This window comes from Pseudomonas sp. F220, from assembly GCF_057813935.1.
Window position 1 is genome coordinate 24054 of the sequence record NZ_JBVASJ010000019.1, and the last position, 17307, is coordinate 41360.

Genomic DNA, 17307 nt, shown 5'->3' on the forward strand with positions numbered 1-17307 from the left:
CCTGCCGATACAAGCTGTTACTGTACCGATCACAAAGCCCAAGCCGCCTGGATCGGATCTCTGACTTGATGCGTCCCCTCCTCCTGCTCCTAATCAGTCTGGCCTTGAGCTTTCCCGCAAGCGCAACAATCAGCGAAAGCCACGGTTATGCGCAGTTCGGCACGCTCAAGTACCCGGCCAAATTCACCCATTTCGACTGGGTCAATCCTGCAGCGCCAAAAGGCGGTACCTTGCGGGTCATGGCATTTGGCACTTTCGATACGCTCAACCCCTACACGTTCAAGGGCACTAGCCCGGTTTCGACACCCAACTTCCTGCAATACGGTGTCAACGAGCTGAATGAAACCCTGATGGTCGGCACCGGCCAATACGCCCCCTCGGGCGATGAGCCGACTTCCAGCTATGGGTTGATCGCCCAATCCGTGGAATACAGCGAAGACCGCAGCTGGGTGGTATTTAACCTGCGGCCCGAAGCGCGCTTTCACGATGGCACACCGATCACCGCCTACGACGTGGCGTTTTCCTACCGCTTGCTGCTCAAGGAAGGCCATCCGCAATACCGGACCAACCTTCAGGAAGTGCTGCGGGTCGACGTCCTCAACCCGCAACGCATTCGTTTCGTCTTCAAACGTGCCGGCAATCCGCTGATGATCCTGCGCCTGGGTGAACTTCCAGTGCTGCCGCAGCATTACTGGAAAGGCCGCGACTTCAAGGCCACCACCTTCGAGCCGCCATTGGGCAGTGGTCCCTATCGCATCACTCAGGTGCAACCGGGACGACAACTGGTGTTCGAGCGGGTCAAGGATTATTGGGGCAAGGATTTGCCGGTCAATCGCGGCAAGTACAATTTCGACCGGGTCGAAGTGGAGTTCTACCGCGACAGCGATGTGGCCTTCGAAGCGTTCAAGGCCGGCGAGTTCGATATCTACATCGAACACCAGGCCAAGAACTGGGCCAATGGCTATAGCTTCCCAGCCGTCCGCCGTGGGGATGTGATCAAGACGCAGATCGCCCACCAGATTCCGACCCAGACCCAAGGGCTGTTCATGAACAGCCGTCGTAACACCTTCGCCGACATCAAGGTGCGCGAAGCATTGGGCATGATGTTCGATTTCGAGTGGACCAACCGCACGCTGTTCAGCGGCGCCTATAAACGGGCCATGAGTTACTACCCCAACAGCGAGTTTTCCGCGACCGGCGTCCCGGTCGGCCATGAATGGCTGATGCTCTCGCCGTATCGCAGCCAATTGCCCGCCAACCTGTTTACCCAGCCCTTCAGCCTGTCGCAGACCGACGGCCGCGGCATTCCCAGGGAAACCTTGCGCCGCGCCCTAGGGCTCTTGGCGGAGGCTGGCTGGAAGCCCACTGCTCAACGTCTGCTGAACAGCGCCGGCCAGCCCCTGCGTTTCGAAATACTCCTGGTCAATCCCAACCTGGAGCGGCTTCTGCAACCCTACGCCGAGAGCCTCGCCAGTATCGGCATCGACGCCCGCCTGCGCACGGTGGACCGCGCGCAGTACAAACAGCGCCTCGACCAGTTCGATTTCGACATGATCCTGATGACTCTCGATCAAACCCTCAGCCCGGGTCTGGAACAATGGCAGTACTTCCACTCCAGCCAGGTCGGGATCAAGGGCAGCAAGAACTATGCGGGTGTCGCCAACCCGGCGGTCGATCATCTGCTGGAACAGTTACTCGCAGCCAAGACCCGCGACGAACAACTGGCCGCAGGCAGAGCCCTGGACCGGGTACTGTTATGGCAGCACTACATCATCCCCAACTGGTATCTCAATTATCATCGCCTGGCGTACCGCAACCGGTTCGCCTTCGTCACCACGCCGCCCTACGACCTGGGTCTGAGCGCGTGGTGGCTGAAGCCTTCGGAGAAAGCTCAATGATGCCTTTGCGTGCCCTGCTCCTGCAGGCCTGCGGCCTGTTGTTCACAGGACTTGCGTGCGCTGCCCATGCTGCCCCGCAACATGCCCTGACGCTGTACAACGAACCGCCGAAATACCCGGCCAATTTCAAGTACTTCGATTACGTCAACCCGGATGCGCCCAAGGGCGGCACCTTCCGCCAGGCCGGATTCGGTGGCTTCGACAGCCTCAATCCGTTCATCAGCAAGGGCGTTCCAGCTGACGACATCAACCTGATCTACGACACCTTGGCCAAACAGGGTCTCGACGAGCCGTTCACCGAGTACGGCCTGATCGCCAGCAAAATCGAGAAGGCCCCGGACAACACCTGGGTGCGCTTTTACCTGCGCCCTGAAGCACGATTCCACGATGGCCACCCGGTTCGCGCCGAAGACGTGGTGTTCAGCTTTCAGACCCTGATCAAAAATGGCGCTCCGCTTTACCGCGGTTACTACGCTGACGTCGAAGACGTGGTTGCCGAAGACCCGCTGCGGGTGTTGTTCAAGTTCAAGCACAACAACAATCGCGAATTGCCGCTGATCCTCGGGCAACTGCCGGTATTGCCAAAGCATTGGTGGGAAAGTCGCGACTTCAGTAAGGGCAACCTGGAGATCCCGCTGGGCAGCGGCCCCTACAAAGTCAGCGCGGTGAAGGCCGGGCGCTCGATTCGCTACGAGCGGGTCAAGGACTACTGGGGCAAGGACCTGCCGGTCAACCGTGGTTTCTACAACTTCGACACCATGGCCATCGACTACTACCGCGACAACACCGTCGCGCTGGAAGCCCTCAAGGCCGGTCAGTTCGACTATTGGCTGGAAATGACCGCGAAAAACTGGGCCAACGCCTACAACATCCCGGCGGTTACCGAAGGACGCTTGATCAAAGAGCAGATCCCCAACGGCAATCCCACCGGCATGCAAGGTTTCGTCTTTAATCTGCGCCGCCCGGTGTTCCAGGATGTTCGGGTGCGTCAGGCGCTGAGCCTGTTGCTGGACTTTGAATGGACCAACAAGCAACTGTTCAACGGCGCCTACTCGCGCACCCGCAGCTACTTCGAAAACTCGGAAATGGCCGCCATTGGCCTGCCGGATGCTGATCAACTGGCGATCCTCGATCCGTTCAGAGGCAAAATCCCCGAGCAGGTGTACAGCGAGGCTTTCCAGAACCCACTGACCGATGCCAGCGGCATGATCCGTACTCAGCAACGCAAGGCCTATCAACTGCTGCAAGAGGCCGGCTGGCGTATCGTCGACGACAAGATGGTCGACACTAACGGAAAACCGGTGACGATCGAGTTTTTGCTGGCCCAGACCGAATTCGAGCGAGTGCTACTGCCGTTCAAACGCAACCTGAGTGGCTTGGGGATTGACCTGGTGATCCGCCGTGTCGATGTGTCCCAATACATCAACCGCCTGCGCTCGCGGGATTTCGACATGGTGGTCGGCAGCTTCCCGCAGTCCAGTTCACCGGGCAACGAACAGCGCGAGTTCTGGAAGTCCGAAAGCGCCGACAAACCCGGCAGCCGTAACTACATCGGCTTGAAAGATCCGGTCATCGATCAACTCGTGGAACAGCTGATTAACGCCGATTCGCGTATAAGTCTGGTGGCGCATGCGCGCGCCCTCGACCGGGTATTGCAGTGGGGCTACTACGTGATTCCAAACTGGCACATCAAGACCTGGCGTGTGGCCTACTGGAATCACATCGGTCACCCGAAAGTTTCGCCGACCAACGACGTCGGTATTTCCACTTGGTGGATCAAACCCGACGCCAAACCGGCGATAGAAGTTGAAACCAAGGTACAAGCCGAACCTGCAGGCATGGAGCAATAAGATGCTGGCGTATATTTTTCGGCGACTGTTGCTGATCATCCCGACCCTGTTCGGCATTTTGCTGATCAACTTCTTGATCATCCAGGCCGCCCCTGGTGGCCCGGTGGAACAAATGATCGCCAAGCTCGAGGGCTTCGAAGGCGCCACCAGCCGCATCGCCGGTGGCGGCGCGGAAGTCTCGGTGGCGGGCTCCAGCTACCGTGGTGCCCAAGGCCTGGACCCGTCGCTGGTCAAAGAGATCGAGCACATGTACGGCTTCGACAAGTCGGCGCCGGAACGCTTGTGGATCATGGTCAAGAACTACGCCACCCTGGATTTTGGCGACAGCTTTTTCCGCGACGCCAAGGTCATCGACCTGATCAAGGAAAAGCTGCCGGTGTCCATTTCACTTGGGCTCTGGAGCACGCTAATCATGTACCTGGTGTCGATCCCGCTAGGGATCGCCAAAGCCACGCGGCACGGCAGCCATTTCGACGTCTGGACCAGCTCGGCGATCATCGTCGGTTACGCCATCCCGGCGTTTCTGTTCGCCATTTTGCTGATTGTGGTGTTCGCCGGCGGCAGTTATTTCGACTGGTTCCCGTTACGCGGCCTGACCTCGAACAACTTCGATGAGCTGAGTTGGGGCCACAAAATTCTCGATTACTTCTGGCACCTGGCCCTGCCAGTGACGGCGCTGGTGATCGGCAACTTCGCGACCATGACCTTGCTGACAAAAAACAGCTTCCTCGACGAGATCAACAAGCAGTACGTGGTCACCGCCAAGGCCAAAGGCCTGACCAATCACCGAGTGCTGTACGGCCACGTGTTTCGCAACGCCATGTTGCTGGTCATCGCCGGTTTCCCGTCGGCCTTCATTGGGATCTTCTTTACCGGCTCATTGCTGGTGGAAGTGATTTTCTCCCTCGACGGTATGGGCCTGATGAGTTTCGAAGCGGCGATCAACCGCGACTACCCGGTGGTATTCGGCACGCTGTTTATCTTCACCCTCCTGGGTCTGGTGGTGAAACTGATCGGCGACCTCACCTATACCCTGGTCGATCCGCGCATCGACTTCGAAAGCCGGGAGCATTGAGATGACTCTTTCCCCCCTCAATCGCCGACGTTTCGAACTGTTCAAGGCCAACAAGCGTGGCTGGTGGTCGTTATGGCTGTTTCTGATCCTGTTCGGCCTGAGTCTGGGTGCCGAGCTGATCGCCAACGACAAGCCGCTGGCGGTGCATTACGACGGCGACTGGTATTTCCCGGCGCTCAAGCGTTACCCGGAAACCACCTTCGGCGGCGAATTCCCGCTGGAAGCCAACTACAAAAGCCCCTACATCCGCGAACTGCTGAAGGCCAAGGGCGCCTGGACCCTATGGGCACCGATCCCCTACAGCTACCAGAGCATCAATTACGACCTGAAAGTTCCGGCCCCTGCGCCGCCTTCGACCGACAACTGGCTGGGCACCGACGACCAAGGCCGTGACGTGCTGGCCCGAGTGATCTACGGGTTTCGGGTTTCGGTGCTGTTTGCCCTGACCCTGACCATCCTCAGCTCGATCATCGGCGTGATCGCCGGAGCCTTGCAGGGTTTCTATGGCGGCTGGGTCGATCTGGCCGGGCAGCGCTTTCTTGAGATCTGGTCCGGGCTGCCGGTGTTGTATCTGCTGATCATCCTCGCCAGCTTCGTGCAGCCGAACTTCTGGTGGCTGCTGGGGATCATGCTGCTGTTCTCCTGGATGAGCCTGGTGGACGTGGTGCGCGCGGAGTTTCTGCGTGGACGCAACCTCGAATACGTGCGTGCGGCCCGGGCGCTGGGCATGCAAAACGGGGCAATCATGTTCCGCCACATCCTGCCCAACGCCATGGTGTCGACAATGACCTTCATGCCGTTCATCCTCACCGGCGCCATCGGTACCCTGACCGCGCTGGACTTCCTTGGTTTCGGCCTGCCACCCGGCGCGCCGTCTCTCGGCGAACTGGTGGCCCAGGGTAAATCCAACCTGCAAGCGCCGTGGCTGGGCATGAGTGCCTTTGCCGTGCTGGCGATCATGTTGAGCCTGCTGGTGTTTATCGGCGAGTCCGCTCGCGACGCCTTCGACCCGAGGAAGTGAAATGAATCAGGACAATCTGATCGAAATCCGCGACCTCTCCGTCGAGTTTGTCGTCGGCGAGCAACGCCAGCGTGTGGTCGAAGGCATCAGCTTCAATATCAAGCGCGGTGAGACCCTGGCCCTGGTGGGCGAAAGCGGCTCGGGCAAATCGGTGACTGCGCACTCGATCCTGCGGCTGCTGCCCTATCCCTTGGCACACCATCCGACCGGCGCCATCCTGTATGCCGGACAGGATTTGTTGAGCCTGAGAGAGAAAACCATCCGCCACATCCGCGGCAACCGGATCGCGATGATTTTTCAGGAACCGATGACGTCGCTGAACCCGCTGCATTCGATCGAAAAGCAGATTAACGAAGTGCTCGGCCTGCACAAAGGCCTGACCGGCAAAGTCGCGACCAAACGCACGCTGGAATTGCTTGAGCTGGTGGGCATCCCCGAGCCGCATAAGCGCCTCAAAGCCCTGCCCCACGAATTGTCCGGTGGTCAGCGCCAGCGAGTGATGATCGCCATGGCCCTGGCCAACGAGCCGGAACTGCTGATTGCCGACGAACCGACCACCGCTCTGGACGTGACCGTTCAGCTGAAAATCCTCGAATTGCTCAAGGAATTGCAGGCGCGTCTGGGCATGGCGTTACTGCTGATCAGCCACGATTTGAACCTTGTGCGAAGAATTGCGCATCGCGTATGTGTCATGCAGCGCGGTTGCATCGTCGAACAGGCATCGTGCGAAGAGTTGTTCCGCGCACCGCAGCATCCTTACACTCAGGAACTGCTGGCAGCGGAGCCTCGCGGCAACCCGGCGACCAATGTGGCCGGTGCGCCGTTGCTGGAAGTCGAAGACCTGAAAGTCTGGTTTCCGATCAAGAAAGGCTTTCTGCGCAACACCGTCGATTACGTGAAAGCGGTGGACGGCATCAATTTCAGCCTGCCTCAGGGCCAAACCCTGGGGATTGTGGGTGAAAGTGGTTCCGGAAAGTCCACACTGGGTTTGGCGATCTTGCGGTTGATCGGCAGCAAAGGTGCGATCCGTTTCGAGGGCAAGCAGCTAGACTGCCTGACGCAACAACAGGTTCGACCGCTGCGGCGGGAGATGCAGGTGGTCTTTCAGGACCCCTTCGGCAGCCTGAGCCCACGGATGTGCGTGAGCCAGATTGTCGGCGAAGGCCTGCGGATTCATAAGATGGGCACGCAGGAGGAACAGGAACAAGCGATTATCGCGGCGCTCAAGGAAGTAGATCTGGACCCGGAAACCCGGAACCGCTACCCCCATGAGTTCTCCGGCGGGCAACGGCAAAGAATCGCCATTGCCCGGGCATTAGTGCTAAAACCGGCGTTGATTCTGCTGGACGAGCCCACTTCGGCGCTCGACCGGACAGTCCAGCGCCAAGTAGTGGAGCTGCTGCGTTCACTGCAAACCAAGTACAACCTGACATATTTGTTTATCAGCCATGACCTGGCGGTAGTCAAAGCGCTCAGCCACCAGTTGATGGTGGTCAAGCATGGCCAAGTGGTCGAACAAGGTGACGCGCAAAGCATTTTTGCCGCGCCGCAACATCCCTATACACAGCAGCTGCTGGAGGCCGCTTTTCTGGCCCCAACAGCTGTCGAATAACCTGAAGAGAGGAGCAACACATGGGTTTTCTCGCCGGTAAGCGCGTACTGATCGTCGGTGTCGCCAGCAAGCTGTCCATCGCATCCGGCATCGCTGCCGCCATGCATCGCGAGGGCGCTGAGCTTGCCTTCACTTATCAGAACGACAAACTCAAGGGTCGTGTCGAAGAGTTCGCCGCAGGCTGGGGTTCAGGCCCTGAGCTGTGCTTCCCTTGCGACGTGGCCAGCGATGAAGAAATCGCCAAGGTCTTCGAAGAACTGAGCAAAAAGTGGGATGGCCTGGACGTGATCGTTCACTCCGTCGGCTTCGCACCGGGCGACCAACTGGATGGCGACTTCACCCAAGCCACCACCCGCGAAGGTTTCCGCATCGCTCACGACATCAGCGCCTACAGCTTCGTGGCTTTGGCCAAAGCCGGTCGCGAAATGATGAAAGGCCGCAATGGCAGCCTGCTGACCCTGTCGTACCTGGGTGCCGAGCGCACCATGCCTAACTACAACGTGATGGGCATGGCCAAGGCTTCCCTGGAAGCTGGCGTTCGCTACCTGGCCGGCTCCCTGGGCCCGGAAGGCACCCGCGTAAACGCCGTATCGGCTGGCCCGATCCGCACCCTCGCTGCTTCCGGCATCAAGAACTTCCGTAAAATGCTGGCCGCCAACGAAGCGCAAACTCCGCTGCGTCGTAACGTCACCATCGACGAAGTCGGCAACGCCGGCGCCTTCCTGTGCTCGGACCTGGCGTCCGGCATCAGCGGCGAAATCATGTATGTAGACGGCGGCTTCAACACCACCGCCATGGGCAACCTCGAAGAGTGATCTTCGGTTAGCGCATAAAAAACCCGCCGATATCGGCGGGTTTTTTATGGCCCCCCCTGTAGGAGCGAGCTTGCTCGCGATGGACTCAAGGGCGGCGCGTTTACTCAGAAAACACGTGTTACCGTTAACGTCCATCGCGAGCAAGCTCGCTCCTACAGGGTTAGCTGCGCAAACACCGGGCAAAGAGTTGCTGGATTGGCTGCGTACGCTGGCTGTAGCGCTGCAACAACACGATCTCCCGGTAAAACGTCAGATCGCCCAACGGGATGACTTTGACCTTCGCGCCATACTCCAGCCAGAGACCCGCTCGGGGAATCAGGGAGACGCCCAGACCGCTTTCGACCATTTTCACAATGGCTTCCAGCTCATCCAGCTCAAGTGCGACCCGCACATCAATTTGCTGTTCACGCAGAAAACGCGTCACCAGTCGCCCACCGAATGAGGTTCGGTCGTAGCGCACATGAGGATGCTCCGTGAGCAATTGCAGCGGATCTTCACCCTCAAGATCCGGAGGAACGATCAGCACGAACGGCTCTTGGCGAAGGACTTGGGCAAACAGCTCCTTGGGTAGCTCAAAGGGCGGTTTGATCAGGATCGCCAGATCGACTTCGCCGGTATCGACCTGACTCAACAGGTTGAGTGACACCCCGGGCACCAGTTTGGGCTCGAGCCTCGGCGCCTGCTGACGCAACCGCAGCAACGCCTGAGGTAACAGACCGGTCTGGACCGTTGCCACCGCGCCGATCTTCAACTCGCCGCGAAATTCGCTTACGTCCTCGCTGACCGCCATGCGATTGAAGGTCTCGAGGATTTCCCTGGCCATTGGCAAGGCGCGATGACCTGCCGCATTGAGGATCGCCTGACGACCGGTGCGATCAAACAGGCGAATGCCCAGCGCCTGCTCCAGATTGCGAATCTGCGCGCTGATCGCCGATTGGGTGAGGCCAATGTGCATGCCGGCCGCGGCGAAGGTACCGTAGCGCGTCACGGCAATGAAGGTTTTCAGTTCACGCAGCATTGCCGCCCTCGATTGATCGAAATAATTTGAGCTGGACGCAAAAATTATCGTCTTTTAATCAAAAACCACAAGGCTAGAATCAATCCGACTTCTCTAACGCCGAGGCTTGATCCTGATGCGACTTTCTCCCTTTCACCTGGCTATTCCGGTTTTCGATCTGCCTGCCGCACGTCGTTTCTATGGTCAAGTGTTCGGTCTTACGGAAGGCCGTTCGAGCGATCAGTGGGTCGACTTCAATTTTTTTGGCCACCAACTGGTCATCCATGAGCATGCCAAAACCGCCTCACAGGAATCCGCCCACACCAATGCCGTAGACGGACATGATGTACCCGTCCCGCATTTTGGCGTGGTGTTGGCGATGGATGAGTGGGAAGCCCTGGCCGAACGGCTGAAATCCCTCGACACCCGGTTCGTGATCGAGCCCTGCATCCGTTTCAAGGGCCAGGTGGGCGAACAGGCCACGATGTTTCTCTTTGACCCCTGCGGCAATGCCCTGGAGTTCAAGGCATTCAAGGACATCGACCAGTTGTTTGCCAAGTAAGCCTGAGGATGAAGTATTAACGTTTTCTGAAAGCTTGCTTATGGGCGTGTATCGCCCAGTCGGCATCAGCCAGCAGATCCTCGATCGATTCGTGACGCTGCAGGTCATATTCGATCTGGCCGACGCTGAAGCGGATGGCGTAGCCGCGCTGCAAGGTCGAGTTACGCTCATCCAGAATTTCTTGCAGGCGCGCCATGATTGCCGAAATCTCTACGTGATGGGAGCCTGTCAGCAACGCCACGAATTCATCCCCATCCAGACGGCCGATCACATCACTTTCACGAAACGCAATGCGCAGCACGTCAGCGAAGGTTTTAAGCGCGTTATCACACTCGGCATGGCCGTACCAATTGCTGATCTGTTTGAAGTCGTCGAGATAAAAAAATAGCAGCGTCGCCGGTCTATTCAGCCGTTTACAGGCGCTCAACCCGTGTTGGGCCAAGACCTCGAAACCATGGCGATTAGACAGCAGCGTCAGCTCATCCATGCTCGCCACCTGCACTGCCGCCAGCTCCTGCTCAGCCATGCGCGCAAGCTCACGTAGCAGCTCGCGCTCTTTGTCGTCCAGTTGGCGGGGTTTCGTGTCGATCAGGCACAAGGTGCCGAGTGTGCTGCCATTGGCGGCGGTCAGCGGGTAGCCCGCATAAAAACGAACGCCTGGATCGCCGACGACCAGCGGGTTGTCATGGAAGCGCTCATCGTGCTGCGCATCCGACACCACCAGGATCTGGTCCTCGAGGATCGCATGGCCGCAAAAAGAAATATCACGCTCGGTCTCACTGGCCGCCAGCCCGACACAGGACTTGGACCACTGCCGGTCTGCGTCCACCAGACTGACCAAGGCGATTGGCACATTGAACACGCGCCTGGCCAAACGGGTCAGGCGGTCGAAACGCTCCTCCGGGGAGGTGTCCAGGACATTCAGCGCGCGCAGAGTTTCTACGCGGGCACTCTCATTGACAGGTTTGATTGGGGCCAGCATCACTCACTCCCTTGGCATGTATGTTCCTTTGATCAGTCCACAAGCGGGTTTACTCCACAACACCTCTCAGACTTAGCTGGGTCGTTTCCATGCCGTGTCCCAGCGGGCACGGCCCACCCGCTGCTGCCCACAGTTTGAACTGGGTGACAAAGATGTCATGGGGAACCGGCACCGGCGCCCGCGTACCGCCGGGATTCCAGCCCCACAGCACCAGTTTGTCTTCGCTGACGTGTTTGATCAGCGCGGTAAAGTCACGGTCGCCATTGCTCGATTTGTCTTTGATGAGCTGGCACAGCTTATCGGCCGGTAGACCGATCCAGGCCATTTTGTGCGCAGGCGGCGGCAGGCTCCAGTGCGGCGCGCCCGGTGGTGCGTGAGGTCCGTAACTGGCTGGAGGATTGGTCTCGGCATGGCAGGTTGCGCAAGGCAATCCCGCCGCGCCCTTGCCGTCTTCACCGCGCACCACGTCCATGGCGTGAGGAGTGCCGGCATCGAACTGCAACGGCGAATCGCCGGGAATGTGGCAGTTCTGACAACGAGGGCTCTGGAAGACTTTCTGAACCGTGGCAAAGGCTGCCACCGCTGCTTCATCCCCAGCAAACGAGTCCTGGGTATAGCCGCCAACGCCGATCAATATCAGCGCGCCCAGAAACAGGTGTCTTTTCATCTCACACCCCTGCCAGTTGCAGCGGCAATTCGCGCAAACGTTGACCGGTCAGGGCAAACACCGCGTTGGCCACCGCCGGCGCAGTGGGCGGCACACCGGTTTCACCAATGCCGCCGGGTTTATCGCTGCTGGGCACGATATGCACCTCGACCAGCGGCATCTCGTTCAGGCGCAACACTTGATAGTCGTGGTAGTTGAACTGCACAACGCGTCCCGCCTTGATCGTGAGTTTGCTGTGCAAGGTCGAACTCAGACCGAAGGTGATGCCGGACTCCATTTGCGCGGCAATGCTCGCCGGATTCACCACAATTCCGCAGTCCACGGCGCAGACCACCCGATGCACACGGATCGCCAGGTTGTCCTGCGAAACCTCGGCCACCTGAGCGACGTAACTGCCGAACGACTCATGTACGGCGACGCCCAACGCATGCCCCTCAGGTAGGGGCGAGCCCCATCCCGCCTTCTCCACCGCCAGGTTCAGCACGCCCAAATGTCGCGGATGGTCCTTGAGTAACATTCGTCGGTATTCAACCGGATCCTTATCGACCGCCGTGGCCAGTTCATCGATCAACGACTCCACGACAAACGCGGTATGGCTGTGCCCGACCGAACGCATCCACAGCACCGGAATCCCGGTTTTCGGTGAATGCAGGTCGACTTGATGGTTGGCCAGTCCCTTGACGTAGGGACTGTCGGCCAGCCCTTCGACAGAAGTCCCGTCGATGCCGTTTTTTACATAACCGGCCTCGAACGACGTGCCAGCCATGATCGACTGCCCCACCACCACGTGCTTCCAGGCAATTGGCAGCCCATCGGCGCCGAGACCGATACGCGCCTGATGCAAAAACGCTGAACGGTAGTAACCGCCGCGTACATCATCCTCCCGCGCCCAAACCGTTTTGACCGGTGCCTGGGCGGCTTTGGCCACCTGCACGGCTTCGCTGACAAAGTCCGACGACGGGTTGGCTCGCCGACCAAAGCCACCGCCCAGAAAGGTCGTATGGATGTCGACTTGCTCGGGTTTGAGGCCAGTGATTTTCGCTGCAATTTGCTGATCCATGGTCTGGAATTGAGTACCGGTCCAGATTTCGCATTTGTCCGCAGTGAGCTTGACCGTACAGTTAAGCGGTTCCATCGGCGCGTGGGCCAGGTACGGCACACTGTATTCGGCAATGACGGTTTTCGCGGCCTTGGCCAGTGCGCCGACCGCATCGCCAGCCTGGGTCGCCGACGTGCCTTGGGTGGCGGCCAACTGACGAAATGTTACCAGTAGCGTCTCGCTGTCCAGGTCTGCATGGGGACCCAGGTCCCAGTCGACTTTCAGCGCATCACGGCCCAGCTTCGCCGCCCAGAAGTGCTCGGCAACTACGGCGACACCCGTAGGCACCTGCACCACCTTGCGCACCCCAGGCACGGCCATGGCCGCTGAGTCATCGAAGGATTTGACGGTGCCGCCAAACACCGGCGAGCGGGCAACCATTGCCGTTAGCAGACCGTCGAACTGCACGTCCATACCGAACCGGGCGCGACCCGTGATTTTCTCCGGTGTGTCGAGGCGTTTGGTCGGTTTGCCGATCACCTTCCAGTCTTTCGCCTCCTTGAATTTTATCGATGCGGGATCCGGCAACGGTAGCTGGCCGGCCTCATTGGCCAGCTCGCCATAAGTGGCTCGATGGTCTCCGGCAATTACCTGCCCTTGCTCGGTACGAATCTCGGAGGGTGCGACGTTAAAGCGCTTGGCCGCTGCCTCGATCAACATCATCCGCGCTGTCGCCCCGGCCTGACGGTAGCGGTCGAACTCCATCCAGGTGGACGTCGAACCACCGGTTATCTGCATCCCGCCAAAGGCTGGCAAGCCATAAACCGCCGCTGCCGGAGCATGCTCGACGCGGATCTTCGACCAATCGGCATCCAGCTCCTCAGCGATCAGCATCGACAGCCCGGTCCAGATGCCCTGGCCCATTTCCGAATGCGCCAGCACCACGGTGACGCTGTCGTCACTGGCAATGCGCAGAAAGGCGTTGGGCGCAAAAGGTGTGTCCGCCCCTGACGCTGCCTGAGTGAAACGATTGGCCCCGGGAATGACAAAAGCCACGACCAGACCGCCGCCTATCAGCACCGTGCTTTTGAGAAAGTTACGCCGGGAAATCTCCATCACACTGTTCATCACCGAGCCTCCAGTCCACAGGGTTGTGCCAACGGCGCGCAACGGCTTTTCAGCCGAGCTCGGCCGCGCGCTTCACCGCAGCGCGGATACGTGGATAGGTACCGCAACGACAGATATTCCCCGACAGAGCGTGATCGATATCGCTGTCGGTCGGCGACGGGATTTTCGTCAACAAGGCCGCTGCAGACATGATCTGCCCGGACTGACAATAGCCACACTGCACCACATCGAGTTCGGCCCAGGCCCGTTGCACCGGGTGCGAGCCGTCTGTCGACAAGCCTTCAATGGTGAGAATTTTTTGCCCTTGGGCCACCGCCGCAGCCGGGGTGATGCAAGAGCGCAGCGGTGCGCCGTCGACATGCACGGTGCAGGCTCCGCATTGCGCCATACCGCAGCCAAACTTGGTGCCGGTCAGGTGCGCTACATCGCGCAGCACCCAGAGCAACGGCATGTCATCGGCGACGTCGAATTGCTGCTCTTTGGCGTTGATGTTGAGCGTAAGCATGTTTATCCCTCATGCCGATGGCTGGACTCACGGTGTTCTTTGAGCTGCGCCGTTGTGGCCAACCCCGTCTACGCGCGCATTGGGTTATCCATAAAGCTAAGCGTACTTTGCCGGGCAGTTCATGTTCAGCGACCATCGGTCACGAAAAAGACTCGGCGTCATTTGAACAATTGTCGATCTACGGCACGGCCAGAAGACGGTCGGCGGGCTAAGCTTTTATTCCAGCGTGACCACCCGACAAGGAGAACCGCCATGCAACGCATTCAAAAGATCACTCCCTGCCTGTGGTTCGACTACCAGGCCGAAGCCGCCGCCGAGTTCTATTGCTCAATTTTTGATCACTCGAAAGTCTCCGCCATCACCCACTACGGCAAAGCCGGTTTCGAACTTCACGGCCGGCCCGAAGGGTCGGTGATGACCGTCAGTTTCGAGCTGGACGGTCAGACCTTTACCGGCCTCAACGGCGGTCCGGTGTTCACCTTTAACGAAGCCGTTTCGTTCCAGGTCAATTGCCAGACCCAGGAGGAAGTCGATCACTTCTGGAACTCCCTGTCTGAGGGCGGCGACAAAGCAGCCCAGCAGTGCGGTTGGCTCAAGGATAAATTTGGTGTGTCCTGGCAGATTGTTCCGGTCGCTTTGATGCACATGATGAAAGATCCCGACACGGCAAAATCCCAGCGAGCCATGCAAGCCATGTTGCAGATGAAGAAAATCGACATCGCCACACTCGAACAAGCCTTTGCCGGCCAGAACTAATACACTCCAGAACTGGCCTGCCGATGGATGCCCGACGATGACCCACAACCCTGCGAAAGATGCTGACAAGGCGCCCCGCTTCTGGCGTGACGAAGCCCTGCCCTTCATCGAAGCCCGTTCCATCGCGGACGGCCGCGAGGTCTGCTACGCCCGGCATTCACACGAGCACTTCTCCATCGGTGCGATTACCGCCGGGCAAAGCACCTATATCCATGAGAACAACCATTTTCAGGTCGGCGCCGGCACCGTGGTGCTGATGAATCCTGGCGATGTCCACGCCTGCAATCCGATCGACGATCAGCCCTGGTCGTATCGCATGTTCTATGTCGATACGCCGTGGCTGACCGATCTTCAGCACACGCTGGGGTTCAGTTCGGAGCTGGATTTTCGGGCATTCTCCACCACCCACACCACCGACGCCAGCCTGTATGCAGGGCTGAACCGGCTGTATGAGGTGCTGGTCGACGAACAGGCCGAACCGCTGCAAAAACACAGTAGCGCAGTGGCGTTTTTTTCTGAGTTGCAGCAAAGACTCAACCCCGCCGAACTTCTCGGCCGTGAGGTCAACCTCAAGCTCGACCGGGCGGCGGAGTACATCCGCGACAATTGCACGCTGGCGTTGAAGCTTGACGACATCTGCGACGCAGCGCAGCTCTCGGCCTCCTACCTGATCCGCGCCTTCAAGCAGCACTACGGCATGACCCCTCATGCGTTTCTGGTGAACCGGCGCATCCAGTTCGCCCGGGCGCAACTGCGCAGTGGCAAGTTGATTGCCGATGTTGCGCTGGAAGCAGGGTTTGCCGATCAGGCGCATTTTCAGCGGGCGTTCAAACAACATCTGGCAGCGACGCCGGGGCAGTATCGGGGGTAACCGGCTGCTCCAGGTCTGGCGCGGACCTTGTAGGAGCCGAGCTTGCTCGCGATGCAGGCGGCGCAGTGCATCAGGCCCACCGCGTCATCGTTCATCGCGAGCAAGCTCGGCTCCTACACGTGCCTCTGCGTCTACGGCAACAACAAATAAATCGCACTCGCTGCCAACAGAAACGCCATTAACCGATTGAACAGCCGCATGCCCTTGGGGTTGCTCAAGTAGTGCCGCAGAAAAGTCCCCGCATAAGCCCAGCACCCCACCGATACATAGCAGATAACCAAATACACCGCTGCGAACTTCCAGATCAAAGACGCTTCCCCATTCGCGGCAAACGCTCCCATTCCCGCCACGCAGGCCAGCCAGGCTTTAGGGTTAAGCCATTGCATCACCGCACCGTAGAACATCGACGGCGCCCTGTCGGTTTCTCCGGCGTTCAGCAGACCATCGTCAACGGTCAGTTTGTAGGCCATGAACAACAGAAATGCTACCCCGGCCAACTGCACCACACGAGTCAGGGCCGGCCAAAGCAGCAGCACTTCATGCAGGCCAAGCCCCATCAGCACCAACAGCAAAACGAACCCCAAAGTCGCGCCGGCCACATGCCGCAGGCTGGCGCGAAAACCGAATTGCGCACCCGAACTCAGAGCAACAATGTTGACCGGCCCTGGGGTGATCGACGAAGCCAGCGCAAACGCTGCCATGGAAACAATCAAGCTCATTGCATACCTTCCTCAGATCAGTGGTGATTCCAGCGGTCAAGGTAAAGAACGCTCTGAAGCCTGTATTGAAGAAAACTGCCCCTCGTGCACAGCAAGATTTGCGTTGCAAATGACCCGCATGTCTGGGTACCACGTCAACGAACGTGCTCTGTGTGCAGATGTCTAAAGATTTGATGGGATCGCGACCGATCATTGGCCTCAGGCTTTCTTCAATCAATTAAACAGGCTGCGAATCCTTGCACCGCACTCACTGCGAAGGAGATTCACAGATGGTTATCCACTACAAGACTGCCGGGCATCTGGCCTGCGGCCACCATGGCGACAATCTCACGTCCACCACTGAATTTGCGCGCGTCAAATGTCGTAGTTGTCGCAACACCGACGCCTTCAAAGACGCCAGAAAAGATGCGCGCAACGCCGCACGCCGAGCAGCACGCAAAGCCAAGATTGGTCATGCCGCGGTTGACTGGCGCGTATCCTGGATGAAACGACTCACCGACATGCCCGGCCAGCAACGACTCCCACGGGGATTCAGTGGTCAGCCTTACGTCTAGCAAGTGACTCTTGCCCCAAACACCTTGCTCTCGGTCAGCAACTCACTACGGCTATCGCACCTTTTGCGTTGCCGGGATGTGGTTGGTTGCTGGCCTTCGGCGGGATGAGCGCAATTGTCCCCTCAACACAAAACCCTCCCCTGCTATAACTGATGGTCCCTCGCCGTATAAGCCCTGACTCCAGACAGGCGTCAGGTGATGCTTGGCAAGCAGCCGGCACATACGTATATTCGGATATCCATATGTATTATTTATC

At 58.8% G+C, this 17307-nt stretch carries 16 protein-coding genes; 10 read left to right on the forward strand and 6 right to left on the reverse strand.

What is annotated here, in order from left to right; translation table 11 throughout:
- Positions 1-68 precede the first annotated feature (68 nt).
- From ACZYSM_RS17260 to fabI, 6 genes are read left to right on the forward strand one after another with little or no spacing between them, the layout of a single operon-like run.
- Entirely contained in the window at positions 69-1898 is a 1830-nt protein-coding gene (locus ACZYSM_RS17260) for an extracellular solute-binding protein (RefSeq protein WP_489072815.1), read from the forward strand.
- Entirely contained in the window at positions 1895-3748 is a 1854-nt protein-coding gene (locus ACZYSM_RS17265; protein WP_489072817.1) for an extracellular solute-binding protein, read from the forward strand. Before ACZYSM_RS17260 ends, ACZYSM_RS17265 begins: the two co-directional genes overlap by 4 nt.
- A gap of 1 nt (position 3749) precedes the next feature.
- Positions 3750-4823, forward strand: a complete 1074-nt coding sequence (locus tag ACZYSM_RS17270) for a microcin C ABC transporter permease YejB (protein ID WP_489072819.1) — start codon at positions 3750-3752, stop codon at positions 4821-4823.
- Position 4824: 1 nt separating this feature from the next.
- Positions 4825-5844 carry an ABC transporter permease gene (locus ACZYSM_RS17275; RefSeq protein WP_489072821.1) on the forward strand — a complete coding sequence of 340 codons (1020 nt, stop codon included), beginning with the start codon at positions 4825-4827 and terminating at the stop codon, positions 5842-5844.
- A gap of 1 nt (position 5845) precedes the next feature.
- On the forward strand, positions 5846-7456 hold the full coding sequence (locus ACZYSM_RS17280; RefSeq protein WP_489072823.1) for an ABC transporter ATP-binding protein: 1611 nt from the start codon (positions 5846-5848) through the stop codon (positions 7454-7456).
- Between the two features lie 20 nt (positions 7457-7476).
- Positions 7477-8271, forward strand: a complete 795-nt coding sequence (gene fabI, locus ACZYSM_RS17285; protein ID WP_419115810.1) for an enoyl-ACP reductase FabI — start codon at positions 7477-7479, stop codon at positions 8269-8271.
- Between the two features lie 160 nt (positions 8272-8431).
- Here the strand turns inward: fabI and ACZYSM_RS17290 are convergent, their stop codons facing one another.
- A complete protein-coding gene (locus ACZYSM_RS17290) occupies positions 8432-9289 on the reverse strand; it encodes a LysR family transcriptional regulator (RefSeq protein ID WP_489072825.1) in 858 nt (285 codons plus the stop codon).
- 115 nt (positions 9290-9404) lie between these two features.
- On the opposite strand from ACZYSM_RS17290, the gene ACZYSM_RS17295 reads away from it, so the two are divergent.
- Entirely contained in the window at positions 9405-9830 is a 426-nt protein-coding gene (locus ACZYSM_RS17295) for a VOC family protein (RefSeq protein ID WP_489072827.1), read from the forward strand.
- A gap of 16 nt (positions 9831-9846) precedes the next feature.
- On the opposite strand, the gene ACZYSM_RS17300 is transcribed toward ACZYSM_RS17295, so the two are convergent.
- Genes ACZYSM_RS17300 through ACZYSM_RS17315 form a run of 4 tightly spaced genes read right to left on the reverse strand, consistent with a single transcriptional unit; the run spans position 9847 to position 14151 of the window.
- Entirely contained in the window at positions 9847-10812 is a 966-nt protein-coding gene (locus ACZYSM_RS17300) for a GGDEF domain-containing protein (protein ID WP_489072829.1), read from the reverse strand.
- Positions 10813-10861: 49 nt separating this feature from the next.
- On the reverse strand, positions 10862-11479 hold the full coding sequence (locus tag ACZYSM_RS17305) for a hypothetical protein (RefSeq protein ID WP_489072831.1): 618 nt from the start codon (positions 11477-11479) through the stop codon (positions 10862-10864).
- A 1-nt stretch (position 11480) separates the two neighbouring features.
- Positions 11481-13646 (reverse strand): xanthine dehydrogenase family protein molybdopterin-binding subunit, encoded by a 2166-nt coding sequence (locus ACZYSM_RS17310; RefSeq protein ID WP_489072833.1) that lies wholly within the window; start codon positions 13644-13646, stop codon positions 11481-11483.
- Between the two features lie 49 nt (positions 13647-13695).
- Positions 13696-14151: a (2Fe-2S)-binding protein gene (locus ACZYSM_RS17315; RefSeq protein ID WP_489072835.1), complete on the reverse strand. Its 456-nt coding sequence runs from the start codon at positions 14149-14151 to the stop codon at positions 13696-13698.
- A gap of 252 nt (positions 14152-14403) precedes the next feature.
- On the opposite strand from ACZYSM_RS17315, the gene ACZYSM_RS17320 reads away from it, so the two are divergent.
- Entirely contained in the window at positions 14404-14907 is a 504-nt protein-coding gene (locus tag ACZYSM_RS17320) for a VOC family protein (protein WP_489072837.1), read from the forward strand.
- A 37-nt stretch (positions 14908-14944) separates the two neighbouring features.
- The gene (locus ACZYSM_RS17325; protein ID WP_489072839.1) at positions 14945-15778 is read left to right on the forward strand and encodes an AraC family transcriptional regulator; all 834 of its coding nucleotides are present in this window, start codon (positions 14945-14947) and stop codon (positions 15776-15778) included.
- A 131-nt stretch (positions 15779-15909) separates the two neighbouring features.
- On the opposite strand, the gene ACZYSM_RS17330 is transcribed toward ACZYSM_RS17325, so the two are convergent.
- Positions 15910-16497, reverse strand: a complete 588-nt coding sequence (locus tag ACZYSM_RS17330) for a LysE family translocator (protein ID WP_489072841.1) — start codon at positions 16495-16497, stop codon at positions 15910-15912.
- Between the two features lie 269 nt (positions 16498-16766).
- Between ACZYSM_RS17330 and ACZYSM_RS17335 the strand changes: the two genes are divergently transcribed.
- A complete protein-coding gene (locus tag ACZYSM_RS17335; protein ID WP_489072843.1) occupies positions 16767-17051 on the forward strand; it encodes a hypothetical protein in 285 nt (94 codons plus the stop codon).
- Positions 17052-17307 lie beyond the last annotated feature (256 nt).